The 25,516-nt window shown below is 73.7% G+C and carries 24 protein-coding genes and 1 pseudogene; 13 read left to right on the forward strand and 12 right to left on the reverse strand.

The genetic code is table 11. From position 1 onward, the window contains the following. Window positions 1-40 precede the first annotated feature (40 nt). Complete coding sequence (locus H9X71_RS04565) at window positions 41-1,744, reverse strand: phospho-sugar mutase (protein ID WP_191148528.1); 1,704 nt, start codon at window positions 1,742-1,744, stop codon at window positions 41-43. After that, window positions 1,741-2,568 carry a purine-nucleoside phosphorylase gene (locus tag H9X71_RS04570; protein WP_191148529.1) on the reverse strand — a complete coding sequence of 276 codons (828 nt, stop codon included), beginning with the start codon at window positions 2,566-2,568 and terminating at the stop codon, window positions 1,741-1,743. Before H9X71_RS04570 ends, H9X71_RS04565 begins: the two co-directional genes overlap by 4 nt. A 91-nt stretch (window positions 2,569-2,659) precedes the next feature. Between H9X71_RS04570 and H9X71_RS04575 the strand changes: the two genes are divergently transcribed. Continuing rightward, on the forward strand, window positions 2,660-4,099 hold the full coding sequence (locus H9X71_RS04575) for an NAD(P)H-quinone dehydrogenase (RefSeq protein ID WP_191148530.1): 1,440 nt from the start codon (window positions 2,660-2,662) through the stop codon (window positions 4,097-4,099). Window positions 4,100-4,170: 71 nt separating this feature from the next. Here H9X71_RS04575 and H9X71_RS04580 read toward each other — a convergent pair whose 3' ends face one another. Then, the gene (locus tag H9X71_RS04580; protein ID WP_191148531.1) at window positions 4,171-5,940 is read right to left on the reverse strand and encodes an acetyl/propionyl/methylcrotonyl-CoA carboxylase subunit alpha; all 1,770 of its coding nucleotides are present in this window, start codon (window positions 5,938-5,940) and stop codon (window positions 4,171-4,173) included. A 122-nt stretch (window positions 5,941-6,062) separates the two neighbouring features. On the opposite strand from H9X71_RS04580, the gene H9X71_RS04585 reads away from it, so the two are divergent. Further along, a complete protein-coding gene (locus H9X71_RS04585) occupies window positions 6,063-6,590 on the forward strand; it encodes a hypothetical protein (RefSeq protein ID WP_191148532.1) in 528 nt (175 codons plus the stop codon). Between the two features lie 23 nt (window positions 6,591-6,613). Here H9X71_RS04585 and H9X71_RS04590 read toward each other — a convergent pair whose 3' ends face one another. After that, a complete protein-coding gene (locus tag H9X71_RS04590; protein WP_191148533.1) occupies window positions 6,614-7,285 on the reverse strand; it encodes a Maf family protein in 672 nt (223 codons plus the stop codon). Window positions 7,286-7,358: 73 nt separating this feature from the next. Here H9X71_RS04590 and H9X71_RS04595 point away from each other — a divergent pair, with 73 nt between their 5' ends. The 4 genes from H9X71_RS04595 (at window position 7,359) to H9X71_RS04610 (ending at window position 11,805) form a co-directional block, all read left to right on the forward strand. Next, on the forward strand, window positions 7,359-8,606 hold the full coding sequence (locus H9X71_RS04595; protein WP_191148534.1) for a class I SAM-dependent RNA methyltransferase: 1,248 nt from the start codon (window positions 7,359-7,361) through the stop codon (window positions 8,604-8,606). Between the two features lie 130 nt (window positions 8,607-8,736). Next, complete coding sequence (locus tag H9X71_RS04600) at window positions 8,737-9,441, forward strand: response regulator transcription factor (protein WP_191148535.1); 705 nt, start codon at window positions 8,737-8,739, stop codon at window positions 9,439-9,441. A gap of 34 nt (window positions 9,442-9,475) precedes the next feature. Continuing rightward, window positions 9,476-10,786, forward strand: coding sequence for a sensor histidine kinase (locus H9X71_RS04605; RefSeq protein ID WP_244961797.1), 1,311 nt, complete (start codon window positions 9,476-9,478; stop codon window positions 10,784-10,786). Next, window positions 10,783-11,805 carry a hypothetical protein gene (locus H9X71_RS04610; RefSeq protein WP_191148536.1) on the forward strand — a complete coding sequence of 341 codons (1,023 nt, stop codon included), beginning with the start codon at window positions 10,783-10,785 and terminating at the stop codon, window positions 11,803-11,805. The genes H9X71_RS04605 and H9X71_RS04610 overlap by 4 nt, the downstream gene beginning before the upstream one ends. 297 nt (window positions 11,806-12,102) lie before the next feature. Here H9X71_RS04610 and H9X71_RS04615 read toward each other — a convergent pair whose 3' ends face one another. Both H9X71_RS04615 and H9X71_RS04620 read right to left on the reverse strand, forming a co-directional pair. Continuing rightward, window positions 12,103-12,354 (reverse strand): acyl-CoA carboxylase subunit epsilon, encoded by a 252-nt coding sequence (locus tag H9X71_RS04615; protein ID WP_191148537.1) that lies wholly within the window; start codon window positions 12,352-12,354, stop codon window positions 12,103-12,105. Further along, window positions 12,351-13,922, reverse strand: coding sequence for an acyl-CoA carboxylase subunit beta (locus tag H9X71_RS04620; protein ID WP_244961885.1), 1,572 nt, complete (start codon window positions 13,920-13,922; stop codon window positions 12,351-12,353). The genes H9X71_RS04615 and H9X71_RS04620 overlap by 4 nt, the downstream gene beginning before the upstream one ends. 149 nt (window positions 13,923-14,071) lie before the next feature. Here H9X71_RS04620 and H9X71_RS04625 point away from each other — a divergent pair, with 149 nt between their 5' ends. Both H9X71_RS04625 and H9X71_RS04630 read left to right on the forward strand, forming a co-directional pair. After that, the gene (locus H9X71_RS04625) at window positions 14,072-14,854 is read left to right on the forward strand and encodes a biotin--[acetyl-CoA-carboxylase] ligase (protein ID WP_191148539.1); all 783 of its coding nucleotides are present in this window, start codon (window positions 14,072-14,074) and stop codon (window positions 14,852-14,854) included. Window positions 14,855-14,857: 3 nt separating this feature from the next. Then, the gene (locus tag H9X71_RS04630) at window positions 14,858-15,652 is read left to right on the forward strand and encodes a PH domain-containing protein (protein WP_191148540.1); all 795 of its coding nucleotides are present in this window, start codon (window positions 14,858-14,860) and stop codon (window positions 15,650-15,652) included. 46 nt (window positions 15,653-15,698) lie between these two features. Here H9X71_RS04630 and H9X71_RS04635 read toward each other — a convergent pair whose 3' ends face one another. Further along, window positions 15,699-16,208: a GtrA family protein gene (locus H9X71_RS04635; RefSeq protein WP_191148541.1), complete on the reverse strand. Its 510-nt coding sequence runs from the start codon at window positions 16,206-16,208 to the stop codon at window positions 15,699-15,701. A gap of 91 nt (window positions 16,209-16,299) precedes the next feature. Here H9X71_RS04635 and H9X71_RS04640 point away from each other — a divergent pair. The 3 genes and pseudogenes from H9X71_RS04640 to H9X71_RS04650 form a co-directional block, all read left to right on the forward strand. Beyond that, window positions 16,300-17,472 (forward strand): annotated as a pseudogene (locus H9X71_RS04640) (5-(carboxyamino)imidazole ribonucleotide synthase); the annotation flags it as partial. An 84-nt stretch (window positions 17,473-17,556) separates the two neighbouring features. Further along, on the forward strand, window positions 17,557-18,081 hold the full coding sequence (gene purE / locus H9X71_RS04645; RefSeq protein ID WP_191148543.1) for a 5-(carboxyamino)imidazole ribonucleotide mutase: 525 nt from the start codon (window positions 17,557-17,559) through the stop codon (window positions 18,079-18,081). Continuing rightward, a complete protein-coding gene (locus tag H9X71_RS04650; protein ID WP_191148544.1) occupies window positions 18,078-19,427 on the forward strand; it encodes an LCP family protein in 1,350 nt (449 codons plus the stop codon). The genes purE and H9X71_RS04650 overlap by 4 nt, the downstream gene beginning before the upstream one ends. 15 nt (window positions 19,428-19,442) lie before the next feature. Here the strand turns inward: H9X71_RS04650 and H9X71_RS04655 are convergent, their stop codons facing one another. From H9X71_RS04655 to rfbB, 5 genes are all read right to left on the reverse strand, one after another. Then, window positions 19,443-20,582, reverse strand: coding sequence for a glycosyltransferase family 4 protein (locus H9X71_RS04655; protein ID WP_191148545.1), 1,140 nt, complete (start codon window positions 20,580-20,582; stop codon window positions 19,443-19,445). 94 nt (window positions 20,583-20,676) lie between these two features. Then, window positions 20,677-21,423 (reverse strand): ABC transporter ATP-binding protein, encoded by a 747-nt coding sequence (locus H9X71_RS04660; protein ID WP_191148546.1) that lies wholly within the window; start codon window positions 21,421-21,423, stop codon window positions 20,677-20,679. After that, window positions 21,407-22,276: an ABC transporter permease gene (locus H9X71_RS04665; RefSeq protein ID WP_191149083.1), complete on the reverse strand. Its 870-nt coding sequence runs from the start codon at window positions 22,274-22,276 to the stop codon at window positions 21,407-21,409. The genes H9X71_RS04660 and H9X71_RS04665 overlap by 17 nt, the downstream gene beginning before the upstream one ends. A gap of 95 nt (window positions 22,277-22,371) precedes the next feature. Then, window positions 22,372-23,226 (reverse strand): dTDP-4-dehydrorhamnose reductase, encoded by an 855-nt coding sequence (gene rfbD / locus H9X71_RS04670; RefSeq protein ID WP_191148547.1) that lies wholly within the window; start codon window positions 23,224-23,226, stop codon window positions 22,372-22,374. Continuing rightward, entirely contained in the window at window positions 23,223-24,212 is a 990-nt protein-coding gene (gene rfbB, locus H9X71_RS04675) for a dTDP-glucose 4,6-dehydratase (RefSeq protein WP_191148548.1), read from the reverse strand. The genes rfbD and rfbB overlap by 4 nt, the downstream gene beginning before the upstream one ends. Before the next feature lie 175 nt (window positions 24,213-24,387). Between rfbB and H9X71_RS04680 the strand changes: the two genes are divergently transcribed. Together H9X71_RS04680 and H9X71_RS04685 are read left to right on the forward strand one after the other, a co-directional pair. Then, window positions 24,388-24,888: a GtrA family protein gene (locus H9X71_RS04680; protein ID WP_244961799.1), complete on the forward strand. Its 501-nt coding sequence runs from the start codon at window positions 24,388-24,390 to the stop codon at window positions 24,886-24,888. A gap of 21 nt (window positions 24,889-24,909) precedes the next feature. Continuing rightward, window positions 24,910-25,515 carry a dTDP-4-dehydrorhamnose 3,5-epimerase family protein gene (locus H9X71_RS04685; RefSeq protein ID WP_191148550.1) on the forward strand — a complete coding sequence of 202 codons (606 nt, stop codon included), beginning with the start codon at window positions 24,910-24,912 and terminating at the stop codon, window positions 25,513-25,515. The last annotated feature ends 1 nt before the right edge of the window (window position 25,516 follow it).

Genomic DNA, 25,516 nt, shown 5'->3' on the forward strand with positions numbered 1-25,516 from the left:
GCGGCGGATCCGCGGGGCGGCGCCCCGCGGATCCGGCCGGTCAGACCTCGAGCAGCTGCGGGACGGCCTGCGCGAGGTCGGCGATGATCGCCCGCGCCGCCTCCCGCCGCTCGGCGACGGTCCCCTCGGTGCTCTGCGCGTCGAGGTAGACCTTGACCTTCGGCTCGGTGCCGCTCGGTCGCACGATGAGCCGCGCGCCGTCGCCCAGGTGGAAGCGGAGCACGTCGCTCGGCGGCAGGTCGCCGAAGCCGTCGGCGAGGTCGTCCATCCGCTCGACCCGGCGCGAGCCGATCGTCGCGGGCGGCGACTGGCGGAGCTTCGCCATGATGCGCGGGATGACGGCGAGGTCGGTGACGCGCACCGAGATCTGGTCGCTCGCGAAGGAGCCGAACCGCTCGGCGAACTCGCGGTCGTAGTCGTCGATGGTCTGACCGCGCGACTTCAGCAGCATCACGCCGTGCAGCACCGCGACGGCGGCCGAGATGCCGTCCTTGTCGCTCGTGATCCACGGCGCCACGAGGTAGCCGAGCGCCTCCTCGTAGCCGTAGATGAGGTCGGGCGCCCGCGAGATCCACTTGAAGCCCGTGAGCGTCTCGCGGTAGCCGAAGCCGAGCTCGCGCGCGACGACCTCGAGCGCGGGCGAGGAGACCAGGCTCGACGCGAAGGTGCCCGTGTTGCCGTCCGCCGCGTAGCGCTCGGCGATGCCGAGCCCGAGGAGCATGCCGACCTCGTTGCCCGACAGGCGGCGCCAGGCGCCGTGCTCGTCGGCGATGGCGACCGCGAGGCGGTCGGCGTCGGGGTCGTTGGCGATGATCAGCTCCGCGTCGGCCCGCACGGCCGCCTGGAACGCGAGGTCGAGGGCGCCGGGCTCCTCCGGGTTGGGGAACGCCACCGTCGGGAAGTCGGGGTCGGGATGCGCCTGCGCCTCCACGAGCACCGGCGCGTCCACGCCGACGGCCGCGAAGACACGCGCCGCGGTCTCCCACCCGACGCCGTGCAGCGGCGTGTACACCCAGGTGAGCGGCGCGAGCGGGGCCGCGAAGAGGTCCGCGGTCTCCCGCACGTAGGAGTCGATGACGGACTCGGGCGCGGTCTCGTAGTCGTCGGCGACGGGCAGCTGCTGCACCGTCCGCTCGCCCGCCGCCTTGTGGATGAAGGCGGCGATGTCGCGGTCGGCGGGGCTGACGATCTGCGACCCGTGGTCCTCGTCGCCGAGGTAGACCTTGTAGCCGTTGTCGCGGGCGGGGTTGTGCGAGGCCGTGACCATGACGCCGGCGCTCACGGAGAGGTGCTTCACGGCGTACGCGAGCACGGGCGTGGGCAGCGCGCGGGGGAGGAGCACGGTGCGGACGCCGGCGCCCGCCATGATCCGCGCGGTGTCCTCCGCGAAGACGCGCGAGTTGTGCCGCCCGTCGTAGCCGATGACGATGCTCGGCCGCGGGCTGCGGCTGCGCAGGTAGTCGGCGAACCCGGCGGCGGCCTGCGCGACGAGCACGCGGTTCATGCGGTTGGGTCCCGCGCCCAGCTCGCCGCGGAGCCCGGCCGTGCCGAACTGGAGGCGGGTCTGGAACCGGTCGCGGAGGTCGGCGGACGCCTGCTCGCGCTCGGCCGCGGAGGCGTCGGGCGCGGATCCGTCGACGCGCGCGAGCAGCGCGTCCACCTCGGCGCGCGTGACGGGATCCGGGTCCTGGGCCTGCCAGGCGCGCGCGGCGGCGACGAGGGCCGCGGTCTCCTCGCGGCTCACAGGGCGCCCACGATGCGCGCGAGCATCCCGCCGATGCGGCCCTCGGCGGCGCGGCCGGCCTCGATGACCTCCTCGTGGCTGAGCGGCGTCTCCTGGATCCCCGCGGCGAGGTTCGTGATGAGCGACATGCCGAGCACCTCCATGCCCGCCTCGCGCGCCGCGATGGCCTCGAGCGCGGTGGACATGCCGACGATGTGGCCGCCGATGGCCTCCGCCATGCGCACCTCGGCCGGCGTCTCGTAGTGCGGCCCGCGGAACTGGCAGTAGACGCCCTCGTCGAGGTCGGGCTCGACCTCGTGCGCGATCGCGCGGAGGCGCGCGGAGTACAGGTCGGTGAGGTCGACGAACGTCGCGCCCTCCAGCGGCGAGTCGGCGGTGAGGTTGATGTGGTCGCTGATGAGCACGGGCGTGCCGGGCGTCCAGTGGCGCTTGATGCCGCCCGCGCCGTTGGTGAGGATCATCGTGGTGGCGCCGGTCGCGGCCGCGGTGCGCACGCTGTGCACGACGCGGCGGACCCCGTGGCCCTCGTAGTAGTGGGTGCGCGCGCCGATGACGAGGGCGCGGCGGCCGGACGGCAGCAGCACGCTGCGCAGCGAGCCGACGTGGCCCTCCAGCGCGGGCTTCGAGAAGCCGACGACCTCGGTGGCCGGGATGGTCGCGGTGGTCTCGCCGATGAGGTCCGCCGCGCGGCCCCATCCGCTGCCGAGGGTGAGGGCGACGTCGTGGCGCTCGACGCCCGTGAGCTCGGCGATCTGCCGGGCCGCCTGCCGCGCGATCTCCTGGGGGTCCGCGTCGGGCGACTCGAGGGGGTTGCTGTAGGTCATGCCCCGATCCTAAATGCGCGCACGGCCGGGGCCCGGGCGCCCACGGCGGCCGGGTTCGCGCGAGGGCCCGGGCCTGCGGGATGATGTCCGCATGGGATACGAGTTCGAGGCCACGCAGCGCATCGCCGTCCTCGGAGGGGGCCCGGGCGGGTACGAGGCCGCCATCGCCGGAGCGCAGCTCGGCGCCGAGGTCACGCTCGTCGAGCGCGTGGGCGTGGGCGGCTCCGCGGTGATGACCGACGTGGTCCCCTCGAAGACCCTCATCGCCACCGCGGAGGCCACCAACGCGCTCGGCGAGGCGGCCGACCTCGGCGTCCAGTTCTTCTCCCGCGGCGAGCAGAGCCGCCGGCCGGTGCGTCCCGAGGTCGCCGTCAACCTGCAGGCCGTCAACGACCGGCTGCTGCGCCTCGCGCGCCAGCAGTCCGAGGACATGAAGTCGAGCCTCATCCGCGCGGGCGTCCGCATCGTGCAGGGCGAGGGCCGGCTGGACGGGCCGAACCGCATCATCGTCTCCACGGGCCGCGGGGGCGGCGGCACCGACTTCGACGAGATCGACGCCGACACCACGGTCATCTCCACGGGCGCGAGCCCCCGCATCCTCGAGACCGCGAAGCCCGACGGCGAGCGGATCCTCACCTGGACGCAGCTCTACACGATGGACTCCGTGCCCGAGCACCTCATCGTCGTCGGATCCGGCGTCACGGGCGCCGAGTTCGCGTCGGCCTACACGGCGCTCGGCGCGAAGGTCACGCTCATCTCCTCCCGCGACCAGGTGCTGCCCGGCGAGGACGCCGACGCCGCCCGCGTCATCGAGGACGTCTTCACGCGCAACGGCATGACCGTGCTGTCGAAGTCGCGCGCCGAGTCGGTCGTCCGCCAGGGCGACGGCGTGGTCGCGACCCTCAGCGACGGCCGCGTCGTCGAGGGCAGCCACTGCCTCATGGCGGTCGGATCCGTGCCGAACACCGCGGGGATCGGCCTGGAGGAGGCGGGCGTCCAGCTCAGCGACTCCGGCCACATCCGCGTCAACCGCGTCGCGCGCACCTCCGTGCCGAGCGTCTACGCGGCCGGCGACTGCACCACGTTCCTGCCGCTCGCGTCGGTCGCGTCGATGCAGGGCCGCACGGCCGTCTACCACGCGATGGGCGACGCGGTGAACCCCACCGAGCTCCGCAACGTGACCTCGAACATCTTCACCCAGCCGGAGATCGCCACGGTCGGCTGGTCGCAGAAGCAGATCGAGGAGGGCCTCGCGCAGGGCGACATCTACAAGCTGCCGCTCGCCTCGAACCCCCGCGCCAAGATGCAGAACGTGAAGGACGGCTTCGTGAAGCTGTTCGCGCGCACCGGCTCCGGCACCGTCATCGGCGGCGTCATCGTGGCGCCCAAGGCGAGCGAGCTGATCTTCCCGCTCGCGCTCGCGGTGGAGCACCGGCTCACGGTCGACGACGTCGCGCGCGCGTTCACGGTCTACCCGTCGCTGTCGGGGAGCATCTCCGACGCGGCGCGCGCGATGCACATCGTGCTCTGACCGGCGGCCCGCCCCACGCGAAGACGGCCGGCCCCCGAGGGGACCGGCCGTCGTCGCGTGCGGGGCGGGATCTAGACGATGTCGAGCAGGCGGTGCCCCGACGGGACGGTCTGGCCGACCTCGGCCGCGAGCCCGGTGACGGCGCCGTCGCGGTGGGCCGTGAGGGGCTGCTCCATCTTCATCGCCTCGAGGACCACGAGGAGGTCGCCCTTGACGACCTGCTGGCCCTCCTCGACGGCGAGCTTCACGACGGTGGCCTGCATGGGGGAGGTGACGGATCCGCCGCCGGAGGTGTCGACCGCGCCCGCCTGCTTGCGCCGCGCGGGAGCGGCTGCGCCGCGGCGGGTCGACGATCCGCCGCCCGCGGGGGCGAGGTCCTCGGGGAGGCTCACCTCGATGCGCTTGCCGCCGACCTCGACCACGACGGTGTGCCGCGCGGGCGCCTCCGCTGCGGCGTCCAGCGCACCCGACCAGGGCTCGATGGTGTTGTCGAACTCGGTCTCGATCCAGCGCGTGTAGACGGAGAAGGGCGCGCCGTCGGCGGGCGCGAAGGCGGGGTCGCGCACGATCGCGCGGTGGAAGGGCAGCACGGTCGGCAGGCCCTGCACCTCGAACTCGTCGAGCGCCCGACGCGAGCGCTCGAGGGCGTCCTCGCGGCTGGATCCCGTGACGATGAGCTTCGCGAGCAGCGAGTCGAACGCGCCCGAGACCTCGTCGCCCGCGCGGACGCCGGAGTCGACGCGCACGCCGGGGCCGCCGGGCGCCTGGAACACGTGGACGGGACCGGGGGCGGGGAAGAAGCCGCGGCCCGGGTCCTCGCCGTTGATGCGGAACTCGAACGAGTGGCCGCGCGGCGCCGGGTCGTCGTAGTCGATGAGGCCGCCCGCGGCGATGCGGAACTGCTCGCGCACGAGGTCGATGCCCGTGACCTCCTCGGAGACGGGGTGCTCGACCTGGAGGCGGGTGTTCACCTCGAGGAAGGAGATGGTGCCGTCCTGCGCGACGAGGAACTCGCACGTGCCGGCGCCGACGTAGCCGACCTCGCGGAGGATCGCCTTGGACGCCGCGTAGAGCTGCGCGTTCTGCTCGTCGGTGAGGAACGGCGCGGGCGCCTCCTCGACGAGCTTCTGGTGGCGGCGCTGGAGCGAGCAGTCGCGGGTGGAGATCACGACGACGTTGCCGGCGGAGTCCGCGAGGCACTGGGTCTCGACGTGGCGCGGGCGGTCGAGGTACTTCTCGACGAAGCACTCGCCGCGGCCGAACGCCGCGACGGCCTCGCGGGTGGCGGACTCGAACAGCTCCGGCACCTCCTCGCGGGTGCGGGCGACCTTGAGGCCGCGGCCGCCGCCGCCGAACGCCGCCTTGATCGCGACGGGGAGCCCGTGCACGTCCACGAAGTCGAGGACCTCGGCGGCACCCGAGACGGGGTTGAGCGTGCCCGGTGCGAGCGGCGCGCCCACGCGCTCGGCCACGTGCCGTGCGGTGACCTTGTCGCCGAGCTGCTCGATGGCGCTCGGCGAGGGGCCGATCCAGATGAGGCCGGCGTCGATGACCTGCTGGGCGAAGTCCGCGTTCTCGGCGAGGAAGCCGTAGCCCGGGTGCACCGCGTCCGCGCCGGAGCGGCGGGCGATCGAGAGGATCTTCGCGATGACGAGGTACGTGTCCGCGCTGGTCTGCCCGTCGAGGGCGTAGGCCTCGTCGGCGAGCGTGACGTGCAGCGCGTCGCGGTCCTGGTCGGCGTAGACCGCGACCGAGCCGATCCCCGCATCCCTCGCCGCCCGGATGATGCGGACGGCGATCTCGCCCCGGTTGGCGATGAGGACCTTGTTCACACGCGTCATGGGACCCCAGCCTAGGGTCTGGGATGCGCGCGGCTTCGGAGGGTCGGCACAAACATGCGGAGCCGCGGGGTAGGCGCGCCCACAACCGGACCGCCCGTCGGCGCCCCTGGCATGATCGACCCATGAGCGCATCCGGCACCGCCGACGACGACGCGCGGGCCGCCGCGGACGACCTCGCCGAGCTCCTCCGGGCCACGGTCGCGGAGCTGCAGGCCCGCCGCGCGCCGGACGAGGCGCTCGCCGAGGTGCGCGCGAAGCGCTCGTTCGGGCCCATCAAGCGGCAGCCCGCGATGGTGCCGGTCGGCCGGGCCTGGCGGCTCGGCGTGCTGCTCCTCTCCGCCGACGGATCCCTCCGCCGCACCGGCAGCATCACGCGGGCGGTCGAGCCCACGCGCTCGCAGGGCCTCGACTCGGGCGTCGAGGCGCGCAAGGAGGCCAGGCGCCAGGCCGTGCGGGCGTTCGCGGAGGGCGACGCCGTCGACTACGACTGGGAGCCGATCGCGCTGGACGCCGAGTCGCTCGGCCGCGGCTCCGGGCCGCTGTCGCTCCGCGGCCGCGAGCTGCGCGTGCAGTGGGGGCCCGCCGCGCACGAGACGCGGGCGCTCGCGGCGTACCTCGCCGACCGCATCGAGGTCCTCGGGATGGGCTGAGGCCCGCCCGTCCCGATCTCCGCTCAGACCAGGCGCGCCTCGACCGCGCCCTGCCGGTTCCACAGGTCGGTCCACTCCGTGTCCAGCTCGCGCACGAGCCCGCGGAGGGTGGGGAGCGACAAGCCGACGACCGTGCTCGGGTCGCCCTGGATCCGCTCGATGAAGGCCGCCCCGAGGCTGTCGATGGTGAAGGACCCGGCGACGAGGAGCGGCTCGCCCGTGGCGACGTAGGCGTCGATCTCGGCGTCGGTGATGTCGGCGCGGAAGCGCACGTCGGCGACCGCGGCACGGCCGATGCCGCGCACGATGCGGCCGTCGGCCACCTCGATCAGCCAGTGGCCGGAGTGCAGGCGGCCCTCGCGGCCCCGCTGCGCGCGCCAGCGCTCGGTCGCCCGCGCGACCGTGTGCGGCTTGCCGTGCACCACGCCGTCGATCTCGAAGGCCGAGTCGCCACCGAGCACGAGGCCCGTGATCGGCGCGCCGGCGACGAGCTGCCCCACGACCGCCTCGGCCTTGGCGCGCGCGAGCAGCTGCACCATGTCCGCGGGTGCCAGCGGCCCCTGGCGCGCCTCCGCGGCGGCGACCGCGGCGGGCTCGTCGACGGCGGACGGGAGCACGACGGGCTCGATGCCCGCGGATCGCAGGAGGGCCAGGCGGGCGGGGGACGTGGAGGCGAGGTGCAGGCGCGTGGTCACGCGGCCATGGTGGCACGCGTGTCCGCGGATCCCCGCGTCCCCCGGCCGCCCCCGCGTGTGTCAGGGTTGCGGGATGGGTGAGCAGGTGGGCCGCGAGGTCGAGGTGGACGTGACCAACATCGCGCACGGGGGAGTCTCCGTGGCGCGGCACGACGGCCGGGTGATCTTCGTCTCGGACGCGATCCCCGGCGAGCGGGTGCGCGCCCGCATCACGGAGGACTCGAAGAAGTCCTTCTGGCGCGCCGACACGGTCGAGGTGCTCGACGCGTCCCCGCACCGCCGCCCGCACGTCTGGGCCGAGGCCTCCGTCGACCGCGCGCCCGAGGACCGGGTCGGCGGCGCCGAGCTCGGCCACATCGCCCTCGCCCACCAGCGCGAGCTCAAGCGGCAGGTCGTCGTCGACTCCCTGTCCCGCATGGCGCGCGTCGACCGCGACGTCGAGGTCCAGGCCCTCCCCGGCGACGACGAGGCGGACGGCCTCGGCTGGCGCACGCGCGTCAGCCTGCACGTCGGCGACGACGGCCTGGTCGGCCCCTACTCCTCGCGCTCCCACCGGGTGATCCCCGTGGAGTCGCTCCCGCTCGCGACGGCGGGCGTCAACGGCGCCGCGCCCTTCGGCCAGCGCTTCCCCGGCGTCGAGGGGATCGACCTCGTCGCCCCCGCCGACGGCCACGTGCGCATGCTCCTCATCGACGGCAAGCCGCAGCGCCGCGACACCATCACCGAGCGCGTGCGCGACCGCGAGTTCCGGCTCGAGGCGGGCGGCTTCTGGCAGGTGCACCGCCGCGCGGCCGAGACCCTCTACGACGCCGTGCAGTCCTCCATCGACGAGGCGCTGTTCGACCCCCGCGCCGCGAACCTCGACCTCTACGGCGGGGTGGGCCTCCTGGCCGCCGCCGTGGGCGACCGCTTCGGCGACACCGTGCGGATCACGAGCGTGGAGAGCGACGAGGTCGCCACCGAGTTCGCGGGCGACAACCTCGCCGAGTGGGTGGGCGCCGCGTCGCTCACCGCGCGCGTCGACCGCTACCTCCAGCAGCTCGCCCGCGAGGCGAGCCCGGCCGAGCGCCGCCGCCTCCAGGGCGCCACCGTCGTGCTCGACCCGCCGCGCGCGGGCGCCAAGAAGCCCGTTGTCGACGCGCTCGCCGAGCTGCACCCGGCGCAGGTCGTCTACGTCGCCTGCGACCCGGTGGCGCTCGCCCGCGACGTCGCGCTGTTCGCGGAGCGCGGCTACGAGCTCCGCTCGGTGCGCTCCTTCGACCTCTTCCCGCACACCCACCACGTCGAGAGCGTGGCGGTGCTGGTGCCCGCCGCCTCCTGACCGGGCGATCCGCCGGGGCACGTGCCCCGGAGGAGGGGCGCCCCCGGCCGCGGGGGCCGCTCGGGCGCGCGTTACAGTGGGCGAGGGGACCGTCGGACGACGACGGCGGCACGCGACGAGGGGGATCCGGATGACCGAGACGACGCAGGGATCCGAACCGGCGGACGAGGCCCGCCCGCGCGTCCGCGTCGCGGTGGTCGACGACCACGAGTCGGTGCGCCTCGGCCTCAAGGCCGCGTGCCTCGACGCCGGGTACGAGTTCATCCTCGCGGCGGCCGACGCCCGCGAGCTCGTCGAGGGCCTGGTCGGCCGCGAGTGCGACGTGGTCGTGCTCGACCTGTCGCTGGGCGACGGCTCGTCCGTCACCGACAACGTGAAGGCCGCGCAGGGCACGGGCGCCGCGGTGCTCGTGCACAGCATCGCGGACCGCGTCGCGAGCGTCCGCGAGGCGCTCGCCGCCGGTGCGGCGGGCGTCATCCCGAAGTCCTCGGCCACCCAGACCGTCATGGCGGCCGTGGCCACCGTCGCCCGCGGCGACGTGCTCAACAACCTCGAGTGGGCCACCGCGATCGACGCCGACCGCGACTTCGCCAAGGCGCAGCTCGGCCGCCGCGAGCGCGACGTCCTGCACCTGTACGCGTCGGGCCTGCCCCTCAAGCTCGTGGCGCAGCAGCTCGGCATCGCCAACAGCACCGCGCGCGAGTACCTCGACCGGATCCGCGTGAAGTACGTCGAGGTCGGCCGGCCCGCGCCCACCAAGGTCGACCTCCTCCGCCGCGCCGTGGAGGACGGGATCCTCCCGGGGCTGGACCAGGACGGCGGCGATGCCCGCTAGGCCACCGGCCAGCGCGCCGCCCAGCGCGGCTCCCGTGACGCGCGCCCTCGCCGGCGCACCGCCCCGCACGCCCGACAACCCCATCAGTCTCGCGCGCATCGAGACGATCCTCGGCCGCGGGGCCGGCGCGTTCGGGCTCCTCTTCGCCCTGCAGTCGGTGCAGGTCATCAGCGGACAGCTCGGGGTCATGCGCCCCGAATGGAACGTCGCGTTCCTCGTGCTGTTCTTCGGCGGCCTCGTCTGGACCTGCGTCGCCGGCATCTTCCGTCGCGGCGTCGTGCCGGCGCACACCGCGGTCGCCGTCGTCTTCGCGCTCGCCGTCGTGACCTGGCCGTTCGCCATCGAGCCCGCGTCGCTCGCGGACACGCCGCAGCCGTTCCTCTACCAGGAGCTCACCGTCGCCACGACGTGCGCGGCAATGGCCTTCCGGCTCTGGATCGCGGTGATCTACACGGTCGCGGTGCCGCTGCTGCTCGGCTTCCTCGAGGTCGTGATGCGCCAGGGCGTGGTCACCCCGGGCGACTCGTTCCTGCAGGCGCTCTACGCGATCATCCTCGGCGGCTCGGTGCTGATGCTCGTCACGGTCCTCCGGCAGGCGGCGCTCGGCGTCGACTGGGCGCAGGGCACGGCGCTCACCCGCTACTCGCATGCGGTGCGGCAGCACGCGACGGAGGTGGAGCGCGTGCAGGTCGACGCGATCGTGCACGACAGCGTCCTCACCACCCTGCTCTCCGCGGCGCGCACCGCGGATCCGGCCTCCCGCGCGCTCTCCGCCACCATGGCGGCCAACGCGATGGGTCACCTGGCCGCCGCGGAGCAGGGCACGGACGACGACGCCTCGGTGCCGCTGCGCGCGGTCGCGAAGCGGATCGTCGACGCCGCCTCCGCCCTCTCGGCGCCCTTCGTGCTCGAGACGCGCGACCTCGGCACGCGCACCGTGCCCGTCGCGACCGCGGAGGCCATCTACTCCGCGGCGGTCCAGGCGATGATGAACAGCCTCCAGCACGCCGGCACCTCGGCCGAGACGATCACGCGACGGCTCGTCATCTCCGGCCACGGCGACGAGGGCGTCGCCATCGACGTCGTCGACGACGGGGCGGGCTTCGACCAGCGCCGGATCCCCACGGAGCGGCTGGGCCTCCGCGTCTCCATCAAGGAGCGCGTGGCGCAGGCCGGCGGGCTCGTGACGATCGAGTCGGCGCCGGGCGAGGGCACGGCCGTGCGGATCCGCTGGCCCGCCCCCGTGGAGCCCGACGCCGACGCCGCCGACGCCGTGCCGCGGCCGAGGGCGCGCGACGACCGGGCGACGCCGCCCCGCCCCGACCCCTCGGAGGCCGGCCGGTGATCGTCGTCCCGCGCTCGATCATCCTGGGCCTCGCCGCCCTGTTCTCGGCGTACCACGTGGTGCTGGCGCTCGTCGCCGTCGCGGCCCCGGCGGATCCTGCCGTGATGCTCGTCGCGGTCGCGCTCTACCTGGTGGCCACCACCATGAGCCTGTGGCCGACGAGCCCCACGGTCATGCCGGTGTGGCTCGCCGCGTTCAACACAGCCGTCGCGACGGTCGCGCCCGTGCTGGTCACCAGCCAGCTCACGGCCGGGCAGACCCCGCCCTTCGCGACCTGGCACATCGCGGCCGTGGGCACGCTCATGACCATCACCTCGGCCCGCCGCCGCCAGGGCTTCGCCTGGGCGGGCATCGTGATCCTCGCGGCGCAGACCGTGCTCTGGGCTGGCCCCGGCGGCCTCGTCGCCTACGGGGTCACCGGCAGCGCGCTATGGGTCGCGGTGTCGCACGTGCTCGCGCACGCGCTGTCGAAGGCCGCCCGCGACGCGCGGCAGTTCCACCGCGCCGAGCGCGAGGCGGCCGACTGGCAGGCGGCGCAGGAGGCGCACCTCTACGAGCGCCAGTTCCGGCTCCGCCAGACGAGCCGCATGGCCGTCCCCATGCTCCGCCGCATCGTGGAGACGGGCGGCGACCTGTCGCCGGAGGAGCGGCAGGAGTGCCTCTACCTCGAGGGCGCCATCCGGGACGAGATCCGCGGCCGCACGCTCCTCAACGACGCCGTGCGGGAGCAGGTGATGCTGGCCCGCCGGCGCGGGACGGTCGTGACGCTCCTCGACGAGGGCGGCATCGACGACCTCGACGACGCGACGCGCGACGTCGTGCTGGACCGCCTCGCGGAGGCCGTGCGCGACACCCGGGCCGACAAGATCATCGCGCGCACGGTGCCCGAGGGGTCCGACACGGCCATCACGGTCGTCGGCCTGAGCGTCGCCGGCGACGGCAGCGCGAGCCTCCTGGGGAGCGACGACCTGGACGACGAGGTCGACCTGTGGCTGGAGATCCCGCGCCCGCCGTCCTGACGCCGGTAGCGCACGTGCGCGGAGCCCCGCGGCGCATGCGGCGGTCGGCGATGGTGCTGAGGGGCGCGGGGGCCGGTGCCTGCACCGTCCGCCTCCGCGCCCCTCCGGTCATCCCGACGACCCGAGCATCAGGATGATCCGCCCCCTGACGTCGTCCGCTCACCACAGTTGGACGACGTCGTGTTGTGCGACCCGCGATGCGGGTCCCCCAGCACGACGAGTCTCACGGAGCGGGAAGGCGGGGCCAAGTCGTCATTTGCGGGGACACAGGGTGTTGCGTTCGCGGGCCCGGGCGGCTCAGCCCGCGAAGCCCCGCCAGCGCCCCGGGCCGGGGACGAGCGTACCGCGGACGGCCCGCTGCGAGCGCTGCCAGGCGTCGGGGGCCGGGCGCGCCGGCTGCTCCACGACCGGCTGGGTGGCGAGGGCCGCGAGGACGGCGGTCACCGCGGCGATCTCCTCCTCCGTGGGAGCACCGCCGAGGACGCGGAGCCCACCCAGCGGGGCCGGGGATCCGCCGGTCGTGCCCGCCGCGTCGCGCGCGTCGCTCACAGCGGGATGTTCCCGTGCTTCTTCGGCGGCAGGCTGGCGCGCTTCGTGCGCAGCGCCCGCAGCGCCTTGACGACCGACGCGCGCGTGGCGGCCGGCTGGATCACGTTGTCGAGCTCGCCGCGCTCCGCCGCGAGGAACGGGCTCGCCACGTTGTACGTGTACTCGTTCGCGAGCCGCGTGCGCACGGCCGCGACGTCCTCGCCCGCGGCCTCGGCGCGCTTGATCTCGCCGCGGTACAGGATGTTGACGGCGCCCTGGCCGCCCATCACCGCGATCTCGGCCGTCGGCCACGCGAGGTTGATGTCGGCGCCCAGCTGCTTGGAGCCCATGACGATGTACGCGCCGCCGTAGGCCTTGCGCGTGATGACCGTGACGAGCGGCACGGTCGCCTCGGCGTACGCGTACAGCAGCTTCGCGCCGCGCCGGATGACGCCCGTCCACTCCTGGTCGGTGCCGGGCAGGTAGCCGGGTACGTCGACGAGCGTGAGGATCGGGATGGAGAACGCGTCGCAGAAGCGCACGAAACGGCTGGCCTTCTCGCCCGCCTCGATGTTGAGCGTGCCGGCCATCGCGTTCGGCTGGTTCGCGACGATGCCGACCGAGCGGCCCTCGACGCGGGCGAAGCCCACGATGATGTTCGGCGCGAACAGCGGCTGCGTCTCGAGGAACTCGCCGTCGTCGACGATGAGCTCGATGATCGTCCGCATGTCGTACGGCTGGTTCGGGCTGTCCGGGATGATCGTGTCGAGCTTGAGGTCCTGCGCGGTGGTCTCGAGGTCGGCCGTGCGGGGGAACTCCGGCAGCTCGGCGAGGTTGTTGTCCGGCAGGAAGCCGAGGAGCGTGCGCGCGTAGTCGAGCGCGTCGTCCTCGTCGCTCGCGAGGTAGTGCGAGACGCCCGAGACGCGGTTGTGCGTGAGCGCGCCGCCGAGCTCCTCGAAGCCGACCTCCTCGCCCGTGACGGTCTTGATGACGTCGGGGCCGGTGACGAACATGTGGCTGGTCTTGTCGACCATGATCACGAAGTCGGTGAGCGCGGGGGAGTACACGGCGCCGCCGGCAGCCGGGCCCATGATGAGCGAGATCTGCGGGATGACGCCCGACGCGCGCGTGTTGAGGCGGAAGATCTCGCCGTACTTGCCGAGCGCGACCACGCCCTCCTGGATCCGGGCGCCGCCCGAGTCGAGGATGCCGATGATGGGCACGCCCGTCTTGATGGCGAGCTCCATGACCTTGATGATCTTCTCGCCGGCGACCTCGCCGAGCGAGCCGCCGAAGATCGTGAAGTCCTGCGAGTACACCGCCACCTGGCGGCCGTTGACGGTGCCCGTGCCGGTGACGACGGAGTCGCCGTAGGGCCGCTTCGCGTCCATGCCGAACGCGTGCGTGCGGTGGCGGACGAACTCGTCGAGCTCCACGAAGGACCCGTGGTCGAGCAGCTGGTCGATGCGCTCGCGGGCGGTCATCTTGCCGCGCGCGTGCTGCTTCTCGATGGCGGCCTCGCCGCTCGCGGTGACGGCCTCGTGGTACCGCTTCTTCAGGTCGGCGAGCTTGCCGGCGGTCGTGTACATGTCCGGGGCCCCGGCGTCCTCGTCTGGCTCGTGTGCAGTCACCCGCCTCACTGTACCGGCGGGCATGGGCGCCGCCGTTGTGGACCGCCCACAGAAGGCGGCACCTCCGGGGTGCGATGACCTCCTGCTCGGGCCGGTACGGTCTCCGCATGGACCTCCCCCTCAGTCGCCTGGCCGCCCCGCGCCTGGTCGCCCTCGACACGGCCGGCTCGACCAACGACGAGCTGGCGCGGCGGGCGTCCGCGGATCCCGCCGCCTGGCCGGACGGCTCCGTCCTCCTGACGCTCGACCAGACCGCGGGCCGCGGACGCCGGGGCCGCGTCTGGGTCGCGCCGCCCGGGCGGACCCTCGCGGTGAGCGTGCTGTGCGCGCCCGGCCGCACCGACCTCGACCCCGGGTGGCTGCCGCTCATCGCGGGGCTCGCGCTCGTCGGGACGCTGCGCGACGTCGTGCCCGCGCCCGCGGAGGTCACGCTCAAGTGGCCGAACGACGTGCACGTCGACGGGCGGAAGGTCTCGGGGATCCTCGGCGAGCTCGTCGCGCCCGGCCGCCTCCTCGTCGGCACGGGCCTCAACCTGACGCTGGCGGAGGAGGAGCTGCCGACGGCGACGTCCACGTCCCTGCGGCTCGCGGGCGTCCACGACCCCGACGTCGACGCGATCCTCGCGGCCTACCTCGTCGCGTTCCGCACGCGGTACCGCGCCTGGGTGGACGCCGCGGGCGACGCGCGCGCCGCCGGGCTCGCGGACGAGATCGCGCGCACCTGCGCCACCGTCGGCCGCGACGTGCGCGTCGAGCTGCCGGGCGGCGGCGAGCTCCGCGGACGCGCGACGGCAGTGGACGACGACGGCCGGCTCACCGTGGAGTCCGGTGCGGATCGCGCCGTGACGTCTGTCGCCGCAGGGGACGTGACGCATCTGCGGTATCAATGAGGCATGGCGCACACGGGTGACACGCAGCGGTACGCACCCGGCGAGGGAGGACGGGCCCTCCCCGTCCGCGGCGGTCGCCGGGCCCGGCGCAAGGCCGAGAAGGAGGAGCGCCGTCGCCTCGCGGAGGACGAGGCCGGGCGCCTGACGTCGTCGCACGACGTGGATCCGCGCCTCGGCCGCCCCGTCGCCCCGCCCGCCGCGCCGCCGCAGCAGGTGGTCGCCGCGGATCCGGAGCGCGTGCTCGTCCGCCTCCGACCGCACGGCCGCGCGCTCACGCTGCCCGTGCTGCTGCTCATCGCCATCTGCCTCACCGCCGGCTACTTCGGCGGCTGGTTCCCCGAGCCGTGGGAGAACATGCTGCTGCTCGTGTCGCTCGCGGGCGTCGCGGCGTTCGTCACGCTGCTCCCGGTGCTCGTCTGGCTCAACCGGCGCTACACGGTGACGACCCGGCGGCTCATCGTCTCGCACGGGTTCTTCGTGCGCACCCGCCAGGAGCTGCTGCACTCGCGCGGCTACGACGTCACCCTGCGGCGCGGACCCCTGCAGCACCTGCACCGCAGCGGGCACGTGACCATCAACGCCGGTCTGGAGTCGCCCGTCGTGCTCCGCGACGTGCCGTCCGCGGCGCTCGTGGTCCAGGCCCTGCAGGACCTCATGGAGGAGAACGCCAACATGGTCGCCGAGCGGCGGCGCCAGGAGGAGTCCCGGCGCGGGCGCCCGGGGGATCCGATGTGGCGGCAGGGCGAGCCGGAGCGCTCGCCGTGGCCGGACGACACGCAGCCGTGGCAGCGCCGTTGACCGCTCGCGTGAGACGGGAGCCCTCGGCGTCGGCGGCCGCCGGGCGCTAGGGGACCGTGACGCGCTCGTCGGGGGCGGCGGTGCGCGCGCCCGCAGCAGGCGGCGCCGCGTGGCGACGCGCGGGGGAGTAGACCCACTGGCGGTAGAGCACGAAGCGCACGGCGGATCCGAGGCCCAGGCCGATCACGTTGGCCGACACGTTGTCCGCGAGCGGCGAGGTCATCCCCAGCACGTAGTGCGAGACGTACAGGCAGCCGAGGCCGATGACCATGCCGAGGAGGCTGACGGCGAGGAACTCGAGCGCCTCGCGGCCGCGGCGCGTCGTGCGCTGGTCGCCGAAGGTCCAGTAGCGGTTGCCCACCCAGTTGACGGCGATGGCCACGACGGTCGACGCGACCTTCGCGAGCAGCGGACCGGCCTCGAGGGCGTCGGGGTGGAGGACCGTGGCGCGCAGCAGGTTGAAGACGGCGAGGTCCACCAGGAAGCCGAGGCCGCCGACGAGCCCGAACTGCGCGATCTGCACGCCGAGCGAGGCGAGGGAGCGGCGTGGGGACATGGGCGGGGTCCGTCCGGGATGGGGGAGGATGGCGGGTGGCGCGACGGACGATGATACCGGCAGGTCCTGAGCGCCGACCGTCCCGCCGTCGCCCGCCGACGTCCGCGGGCCCACCCACCTGGAGGAAGAGGACACCATGACGCCCATCGTCGGAGTCGTCGGAGGCGGCCAGCTCGCCCGGATGATGATCGCGCCCGCCGTGGAGCTCGGCATCGGGATCCGCGTGCTCGCGGAGGTGGAGGGCATGTCCGCGGGTCTCGCCGCCACCGCCGTCGGCGACTACCGCGACCTCGACGTGGTCCGCGCCTTCGCGCGCGAGGTCGACGTCATCACCTTCGACCACGAGCACGTGCCGCAGCACGTCCTGCGCGCGCTCGTCGCCGAGGGCGTCGCCGTGCACCCGGGGCCCGACGCCCTGCTCGTCGCGCAGGACAAGCTGCTCATGCGCGAGCGCCTCGAGCAGCTCGGCGTGCCGGTGCCCGTGTGGGCGCGCGTCGCCGACCGGGAGGCGCTCGCCGCGTTCCTCGCCGACAACGGCGGGGTCGGCGTCGTCAAGACCCCGCGCGGCGGCTACGACGGCAAGGGCGTCCGCGTCGTGCGCTCCGCGGAGGAGGCCGACGACTGGTTCGCCGCGCTCGGCCCGGGCGACGCGCTCCTCGCCGAGGAGCTCGTCGACTACGCACGCGAGCTGGCGCAGTCCGTCGCGCGGCGCCCCTCGGGGGAGATCGCGGCGTGGCCGGTCGTCGAGTCCATCCAGCGCGACGGCGTGTGCGCCGAGGTCATCGCCCCCGCGCACGGCGCCAGCCCCCGGCTCCGGGAGGCGGCGGAGGAGATGGCGCGCGGGATCGCCGAGGGGCTCGGGGTCACGGGCGTGCTCGCGGTCGAGCTGTTCGAGACCGTCGACGGCCGCCTGCTCGTCAACGAGCTGGCCATGCGCCCGCACAACACCGGCCACTGGTCGATGGACGGCGCGGTCACCGGCCAGTTCGAGCAGCACCTGCGGGCCGTGCTCGACCTGCCGCTCGGATCCACGCGGCCGCTCGCGCCCTGGTCGGTCATGATCAACGTCCTCGGCGGGCCCGAGGCCGGCACGCTCGCCGACCGCTACCCGAAGGCGCTCGCCGACCAGCCCGAGGCGCGCTTCCACCTCTACGGCAAGGACCCGCGGCCGGGCCGCAAGGTCGGGCACGTCACCGTGGTGGGCGACGACCTCGACGAGACCGCGTACCGGGCGCGCGCCGCCGCCGCGTTCTTCCGGGGCTGATCCGCGGGGGCGCGCCCGTCCGTCGTGCGCGGGTCGGGCGCGGGCTGCGTGGCGGGGCCGGGCGCGCGGGATCCGCCGCCTAGCATGGAGCCCGTGAATCCCGACACCCCTGCACTCGTCGGCCTGGTCATGGGCTCCGACTCCGACTGGAACGTGATGGAGAAGGCGTCCCTCGCGCTCGACGCCCTCGGCATCGCCCACGAGGTCGAGGTGCTCTCCGCGCATCGGACGCCCGAGCGGATGATCGCGTACGGCCAGTCCGCGCGCGAGCGCGGGATCCGCGTCATCGTCGCCGGCGCCGGCGGCGCCGCGCACCTGCCGGGCATGCTCGCGTCGGTCACGACCCTCCCCGTCATCGGCGTGCCCGTGCCGCTGGCGACCCTCGACGGCATGGACTCCCTGCTGTCCATCGTGCAGATGCCCGCGGGCGTGCCCGTCGCCACCGTCTCCATCGGCGGGGCCGAGAACGCCGGGCTCCTCGCCGCGCGGATCCTCTCGACCTCCGACGCGCGCATCGCGGACGCGCTGGCGCGCCATCGCGCCGAGCTGGCCGAGCTGGTGGAGCGGAAGAACGCCGCCCTGCAGCAGAAGGTCTCGTCGGGCGCGTGAGCCTCACCCAGCCCATCCGGCACCCGGACAGCCGGTCGCCCCGGATCATGACCACCCGGGCCTGGTGGCTCGTGGTGCTCAACGTCCTCATCCCCGGATCCGCCCAGGTCCTCGCGGGGAACCGCCGCCTCGGCCGCGTGGGCCTCGCCTCGACGCTCGTCGTGTGGGGCCTCGCCGTCGTGGTCGGCGGCCTCGCGCTCTTCGCGCGCGGCGCGCTGATCCAGCTGGTCTCGGAGGAGTGGCTGCTCGTGCTCCTCCAGGCGGTGCTCGCGGCCTACGCCGTGCTCTGGGTCGTGCTCGCGCTCGACACGCTGCGGCTCGCGCGCATCATCCGCGTCGCGCCGCGCGCCCGCGCCGTGATCGCGGCGCTGTCGGTGCTGCTCATGGTCGGCACCGCCGGATCCGCGGGCTACGCCGCGTACATCGTCGGCGTCGGCCGCGGCGCCCTCGGCGGGATCTTCGGCGACTACGCCACCGAGGCCCCCGTCGACGGCCGCTACAACATCATGCTGCTGGGCGGCGACGCGGGCAGCGACCGCGCCGGCCTCCGCCCCGACAGCATCACCGTCGTGAGCATCGACGCCGACACCGGGCACGCCACCATGGTCGGCCTCCCGCGTGACATGGAGAAGGTGCCGTTCTCCGACGGCTCGCCGCTCCAGGCGCGCTACCCGAAGGGCTACCAGCGCTGCGACGTGGACGCCTGCATGCTCAACTCCATCTACACGGAGGTGGAGGTCTACAAGCAGGACCTCTACCCGGATGCCGAGGAGAAGGGCAGCCTGCCCGGCATCGAGGCGATGCGCGAGGCGGTGGAGGGCGTCACCGGGCTCACCGTCCAGTACTACGCGCTCATCGACATGCAGGGGTTCTCCGACATGGTCGACGCGCTCGGCGGCATCGACATCGACGTGAAGCGCCGCATCGGCATGGGCTCGGGGCACGACGAGAAGTTCCGGCCGGTGCCGATCCCCGAGTGGATCGAGCCGGGCCAGCAGAAGCTCGACGGCTACCACGCGCTCTGGTACGCGCGCTCCCGCTACCAGACGACGGACTACGACCGCATGGCGCGCCAGCGCGAGGTGCAGCAGGCTGTGGTGCAGCAGTTCGACCCGGCCAACGTGCTCACCAAGTTCGACGCGATCGCCGAGGCCGGCCAGCAGGTCGTCAAGACGGACATCCCGCGCGGGATGCTCGGCTACTTCACGCAGCTCGCGCTGAAGACCAAGGACCAGCCCATCGACGACCTCGAGATCGTGCCGCCGCGCTTCGACTCGCAGAAGCCCGACTTCCCGGCGATCCGCCAGGCCATCCAGCAGCAGTTCGCCGCCGGCTCCGCGGGCTGACCCGGCACGGGCCCGCTACAGGTCGGCGTGCAGCTGCCAGACCTTCTCGGCGGAGTCGCGCCAGCTGAAGGCGCGGGCGCGGTCCTGGCCGACGACGGCGAGGCGCTCGCGGGCCGACGCGTCGGACAGCAGGCCGCCGATGGCGTGCGCGAGGCGCTCGGGGTAGCCGTCGGCGTCCTCGCGCGGGACCACGACGCCCGCGTCCGCCGCGACCTCGAGGAGGGCGGGGGCGTCCGAGTGGACGACGGGCGTCCCGAAGGACAGCGCCTCGACGACCGGGAGGCCGAAGCCCTCCGAGAGGCTGGGGTGCACGAAGACCGTGGCGCGGTCGAGCGCGACGGCGAGGTCGGCGTCGGCGAGGGATCCGAGGCTGCGGACGCGCGATGCGTCGACGCCCGCCTCGTCCGCGACCTGGGCGAGCTCCACGTCGCCCCACGTCGCGGGGCCGACGATGAGGAGCGGCAGGTCGCCGGTCTCGGGCCGGGCGAGCGCCTGCACGAGCGCCTGGACGCCCTTCCGGGGCTCGAGGCTGCCCACGGTGAGCAGGTAGTCGGCGGGGAGCTCCAGCGCCTCGGCGCGGGCGGCGGGATCCTCGGGCAGGGCGAGGCGCGGGCTGACGGCCCCGCCGATCACCCGCACGCGGTCGCCGAGGTCGACGTAGCGGGCCAGCTCCTCCGCGAGCGCGTGCGACGGGACGACCACGGCGTCGGCGTGCTTGCGGGCGCGCTTCGCCATGGCCTTCGTCCAGGAGACGGAGGCGCTCGTCATGCTCTCGGGGTGCGTCCACGCGTTGACGTCGTGGATGGTGGCGACGATCTGGTCGTGCGTGTTGACGCGGTCGTGGCGGCGCAGCGGCGCCAGGAGGCCGGGCGCGTGGACCATGCCGCTCGTGCCGGGCGTCGGCAGGCCCAGCTGCCAGGCACGTGAAAGCTCGCGGCGGGGGAGCGGCACGCGCGTGATCCGGGCGAGGCCCGGCAGGCGCGCCTCGAGGTCGGCCTGCTGCTCGGGCGTGACGGCGGAGACGACGCCCTCGACCTCGCACCCGCTGGGGGTGGTCGCGATGATCGCGCTCGTCAGGTCCTCGGCGTAGCGGCCGATACCGCCGGGGGTGGGCCCGGTCAGCTGGTCGATGATCACGCGCAGCGTGGTGGTCACGGTCCTCCATCGCGCGGGTGTCGGGTCGGCCCGCGGGAGGACCATCGTACCGGCGCTCCTCCCGGGGACGCGGGAGGAGCGCGGCGCGGAGCGGCTAGCTCCGGCGCATCCGCTCGACCGCGTCCTTGGACGGGCCGTCGAACGCGACCTTGCCGGACTGGATGAGGATCCCGCGCTCGCAGAGGTCGGACACCATGTCGAGGTCGTGGCTCACGACGACGAGGGTCTTGCCCGCATCGTGCAGCTCGCGGATCTTCGCGAGGCACTTCCGCTGGAACGGCTCGTCGCCGACGGAGAGGATCTCGTCGACCAGCAGGATGTCGACCTCGGTGTGGATGGCGACCGAGAACGCGAGCCGCAGGAACATGCCCGAGGAGTAGTGCTTGACCTCGGTGTCGATGAACTTCTCGATCTCGCTGAACGCCACGATCTGGTCGAAGCGCGCGTCGATCTCGTGCTGCTCCATGCCGAGGATGGCGGCGTTGAGGTAGATGTTCTCGCGACCCGAGAGGTCGGGGTGGAAGCCCGCGCCCACCTCGATGAGGCCGGCGATGCGGCCGCGTGCGAGCACCTCGCCGCTGTCGGGCTGGTAGACGCCGGAGATGAGCTTCAGCAGCGTCGACTTGCCGGATCCGTTGAAGCCGAGGAGCGCCACCGACTCACCGGGGCGGACGGAGAAGCTCACGTCCTCCAGCGCGTCGAACGTGCTGGCGAGGGGCTTGCGGCGGACGGCCGCGATGACCGTCTCCTTGATGGAGTGCGTGTGGCGGAGCAGGAACGACTTGCGCACGTTCTCCACGATGATGCGCGGGAGCGCTTCCGACTCAGAGGTCCTGGGCAAAGCGCCCCTCCAGCTTCTTGAAGACGAGCTGCCCGAGCAGGAGGCTCAGGAGCGAGACGCCGAGGGCGATGAACCCGTACATCCAGAGGTTCGGGGGCAGCTCGCCGGTGCCGCCCGTGGTGGGGTACCAGAACGCGGCGTGGAAGAGCTCGACCGCGGCGGTCACCGGGTTGAGCTGGTAGATCACGAGCATCCAGTCGGGCAGGACCTTCGCGACCTGGCCGTAGGGGTAGAGCACGGGCGAGGCCCACACGACCACCATGACGATGAGCTCGACGAAGTTCTGCGAGTCGCGGAACGACACGTTGGCGGCGCCGAACAGCATGCCGAGTCCGATGGCGAGCGTGCCGATGATGGCGATGCCCAGCAGGATCCCGAGCACCTGCACGGGCGTCGGCGCCCAGCCGACGAAGAGGCACACGATGAGGAGGATCACGAGCTGCGGCAGGAAGTTCACCAGCGCCACGAACGTGCTCGACACCGGGAAGAGCTCGCGCGGCAGGTAGATCTTCTTGATCAGCGCCCCGTTGTCCACCAGCGACTTCGTGGAGTTGGAGAACGCCTCCGTGTAGAAGTTGATGAGGATGATGCCCGAGAACAGGTAGACGGGGTAGTTGACCTGGTTGCGGTTGAGCTGCAGGAAGATCCCCATCGCGACGAAGAAGACCGCGAACTGCGCGGCCGGCTTCACGTACGACCAGAGCCAGCCGAGCACCGATCCCCGGTAGCGCACCTGCACCTCCTTGCGCACGAGCAGGGAGAGGAGGTAGCGGCGGCGGTAGACGTCCAGGAGCCCCGCGCCCGTGCCGGGCCTCGAGAACTCCCGGGACTGGGAACTCGTCATGCTCGACACGTCGGTGGTGCCCTTCGGGGTGCGTGGGGCCCGCGCGGGGCGCGGAGCGGGGTCGGTCACAGCGTCCGGGATCGGACCGGACACGAGTGTAACCGTCAGCGTGCCCGGAGGACGCCGTGGCCGGCGGCGTCGGTCAGCGCCTCGCGCCAGTCGCGGAGCGGCGCGAGGCCGATGCGCGCCCACGCGTCGTGCCCGAGGACGGAGTACGCGGGGCGCGGCGCCGGGCGCACGAACGACGCGCTGTCGGTCGGCAGCACGCGCTCCGGATCCAGGCCCGCCAGCTCGAAGACCGCGCGCGCGAGGCCGTGCCAGGTCGCCTCGCCCGAGGCCGTGCCGTGGAAGACCCCGGCCGGCGCGCCCGCCTCGATGAGCTCGGCGAGCCGGGCCGCGAGGTCGACCGTCCAGGTGGGCTGGCCGCGCTGGTCGTCGACCACCGAGACCGTCTCGTGCGACGCCGCGAGCCGCAGCATCGTGGCCGGGAAGGAGGGTCCGCCGGCGCCGAACAGCCACGCGGTGCGCACGACGCTCGCGCCGGTCGGGTGGCCGTCGAGCACGAGCCGCTCGCCCTCGGCCTTGGTGCGGCCGTAGGCGGAGACGGGCGCGTGCGGCGCGTCCTCAGGATAGGGGGAGGTGGCGGATCCGTCGAAGACGTAGTCGGTGGAGACGTGCACGATGCGCGCGCCCGCCTCGGCCGCGGCGCGCGCGAGGACGCCGGCGCCCGTCGCGTTGATCGCCCGCGCCTCGTCCTCGTGCTCCTCGGCCGCGTCCACCGCGGTGTAGGCGGCGAGGTTGACGACGACGTCGTGCCCGGCGACGGCCGCGCGGACGGCCGCCTCGTCGGTGATGTCGAGCTCGGCGCGCGCGGGCGCCGTCACGTCGTGCGCGGCGAGCGCGGGCAGGAGGTCCTGCCCGAGCATGCCCCGGCCGCCCGTGACGAGGATCCGGCTCACTTGGGCAGCTCGGCGCGCTGCTTCAGGGGCTCCCACCAGGAGCGGTTGTCGCGGTACCACTGCACGACGTCGGCGAGGCCCTCGGCGAACGGCACCTGCGGCGCGTAGCCGAGCTCCCGCTGGATCTTGGAGATGTCGACGGAGTAGCGGAGGTCGTGGCCCTTGCGGTCCTCGACCCGGTCGACGTACGACCAGTCGCGGCCGGTCGCGTCGAGCAGCAGCTGCGTAAGCTCGCGGTTGGTGAGCTCGGTGCCGCCGCCGATGTTGTAGATCTCGCCGGGCGCGCCCTGCACGAGCACGAGCGCGATGCCGCGGCAGTGGTCGTCCACGTGCAGCCAGTCGCGGATGTTGAGGCCCTCGCCGTAGAGCGGCACGTGGCGGTCGTCGATGAGGTTCGTGACGAACAGCGGGATGACCTTCTCGGGGAAGTGGTACGGCCCGTAGTTGTTCGAGCAGCGCGTGATCGACACGTCGAGCCCGTGCGTGCGGTGGTACGAGCGGGCGAGCAGGTCGCTGCCGGCCTTCGACGCCGAGTAGGGGGAGTTGGGCTCCAGCGGCCGCGACTCGTCCCACGAGCCCTCGGCGATGGATCCGTAGACCTCGTCGGTGGAGACGTGCACGAAGCGCTTCAGGTCGTGGCGGAGGGCGGCGTCGAGGAGCTTCTGCGTGCCGAGCACGTTGGTCTCGACGAAGATGCTGGCGTCGCGCACGGAGCGGTCGACGTGGCTCTCGGCGGCGAAGTGCACGACGGCGTCGACCTGCGGGATCCACTCGTCGAGGACGGCGTCGTCGCGGATGTCGCCCTGGACGAACGTGTACCGCGGCGAGTCGCTGACGGGCGCGAGGTTCTCGAGGTTGCCCGAGTAGGTGAGGGCGTCGAGCACGACGACGTCGACGCCCTCGAGCCCGGCGTAGTGGTCCTGGAGTGCGTGGCGCACGAAGTTGGAGCCGATGAAGCCGGCGCCGCCGGTCACGAGGATCCTCATGGGGATACGTCCTTCGGTAGAGGCGCCGGAGGGGTGGGCCGGCGTCGTGGGCCGGCGATTCGGGCGCCGGGCGCTCGATCCTATCGGGGGAGCCCCGCGGCGCGGCGGCGGCCGGGCCCCCCACATCAGGGGTGCGACGCGGTGCGCGCGCGGTCGGGCCGGGCATCATGGATGCGTGCCCCGGACCCCGCCCGCCGCCCGCCTGCGGGAGCTCCTCGCCGACCGCCGGGTGCGCTTCCTCCTCGTCGGCGGGTTCAACACCGTCTTCGCCTTCGTCCTCTTCGCCGCGCTCGAGGCCACGGCCGGCCGCGCGCTCGACCGGGCCGGGAACCCCGTCGCGGGCTCCCTCGTCCCGCTCCTCGGCAGCTACGCCGTCGCGATCCTGGTGGCCTTCGCGCTGTACCGCCGGCTGGTCTACCGGGTGCACGGCCACGTGCTGCGCGACCTCGGGCGCTTCGTCTCCGTCTACGTCGTCTCCATCACCCTGAACGCGGTCCTGCTGCCGCTGCTGGTCGCGGTCGGGGTGCCTCGGCTCGGCGCGCAGGCGCTGCTCGTGGTCCTGATCACGGTCGTCAGCTACGTGGGCCACGGCCGGTTCTCCTTCCGCCGCTCGTCCCCCGGAGAGGGGGAGCCCCCGACCGATCCGGAGGGCGACGGGGCCGCGGCGCCGCGCTGACGCGTTGCTAGGGTCGGCAGCGTGCAGATCCGAGAGCTCGCCGTACCCGACGCGTACGAGCTGACCCCCGTCCAGCGGACCGACGACCGGGGCGTGTTCCTCGAGTGGTACCGGTTCGACGAGATCCAGGAGGCGGTGGGCCACCCGCTCGACCTCCGCCAGGCGAACATGAGCGTGTCCCGGCGCGGCGTCGTCCGCGGCGTGCACTTCGCCGACGTCCCCCGCGGCCAGGCCAAGCACGTGAAGGCCGTCTCCGGCGCCGTGCTCGACTTCATCGTCGACATCCGGGTGGGATCCCCGACGTTCGGCCGGTGGGACAGCGTGCGGCTCGACACCGACACCCACAAGGCCGTCTACATCTCCGAGGGCCTCGGCCACTGCTTCGTCGCGCTGACCGACGACGCCGCCGTCACCTACCTCGTGAGCGACGTCTACAACCCGTCCGCCGAGCACGGCATCACGCCGCTGGACCCCGACCTCGACCTCCGCTTCCCGGAGGAGGCGGGCGAGCCGCTCCTCTCCCCGAAGGACCTCGAGGCCCCGACCCTCGCGGAGGCCGCGGCCGCCGGGCTCCTCCCCACCTGGTCGGACATGCGCGCCTTCCACGACTCGCAGAAGGTGAGCTGAC

Source organism: Clavibacter zhangzhiyongii (assembly GCF_014775655.1).
In the GTDB taxonomy this organism is placed as follows: domain Bacteria; phylum Actinomycetota; class Actinomycetes; order Actinomycetales; family Microbacteriaceae; genus Clavibacter; species Clavibacter zhangzhiyongii.

Coding starts and splice junctions, on each gene's coding strand:
- H9X71_RS04630 (WP_191148540.1), top strand. CDS start 14,858: ATGGCGCACACGGGTGACACGCAGCGGTACGCACCCGGCGAGGGAGGA.
- H9X71_RS04595 (WP_191148534.1), top strand. CDS start 7,359: ATGGGTGAGCAGGTGGGCCGCGAGGTCGAGGTGGACGTGACCAACATC.
- H9X71_RS04570 (WP_191148529.1), bottom strand. CDS start 2,568: ATGACCTACAGCAACCCCCTCGAGTCGCCCGACGCGGACCCCCAGGAG.
- rfbB (WP_191148548.1), bottom strand. CDS start 24,212: ATGAGGATCCTCGTGACCGGCGGCGCCGGCTTCATCGGCTCCAACTTC.
- H9X71_RS04620 (WP_244961885.1), bottom strand. CDS start 13,922: ATGTACACGACCGCCGGCAAGCTCGCCGACCTGAAGAAGCGGTACCAC.
- purE (WP_191148543.1), top strand. CDS start 17,557: ATGGAGCCCGTGAATCCCGACACCCCTGCACTCGTCGGCCTGGTCATG.
- H9X71_RS04600 (WP_191148535.1), top strand. CDS start 8,737: ATGACCGAGACGACGCAGGGATCCGAACCGGCGGACGAGGCCCGCCCG.
- H9X71_RS04580 (WP_191148531.1), bottom strand. CDS start 5,940: ATGACGCGTGTGAACAAGGTCCTCATCGCCAACCGGGGCGAGATCGCC.
- H9X71_RS04585 (WP_191148532.1), top strand. CDS start 6,063: ATGAGCGCATCCGGCACCGCCGACGACGACGCGCGGGCCGCCGCGGAC.
- H9X71_RS04575 (WP_191148530.1), top strand. CDS start 2,660: ATGGGATACGAGTTCGAGGCCACGCAGCGCATCGCCGTCCTCGGAGGG.
- H9X71_RS04625 (WP_191148539.1), top strand. CDS start 14,072: ATGGACCTCCCCCTCAGTCGCCTGGCCGCCCCGCGCCTGGTCGCCCTC.
- H9X71_RS04635 (WP_191148541.1), bottom strand. CDS start 16,208: ATGTCCCCACGCCGCTCCCTCGCCTCGCTCGGCGTGCAGATCGCGCAG.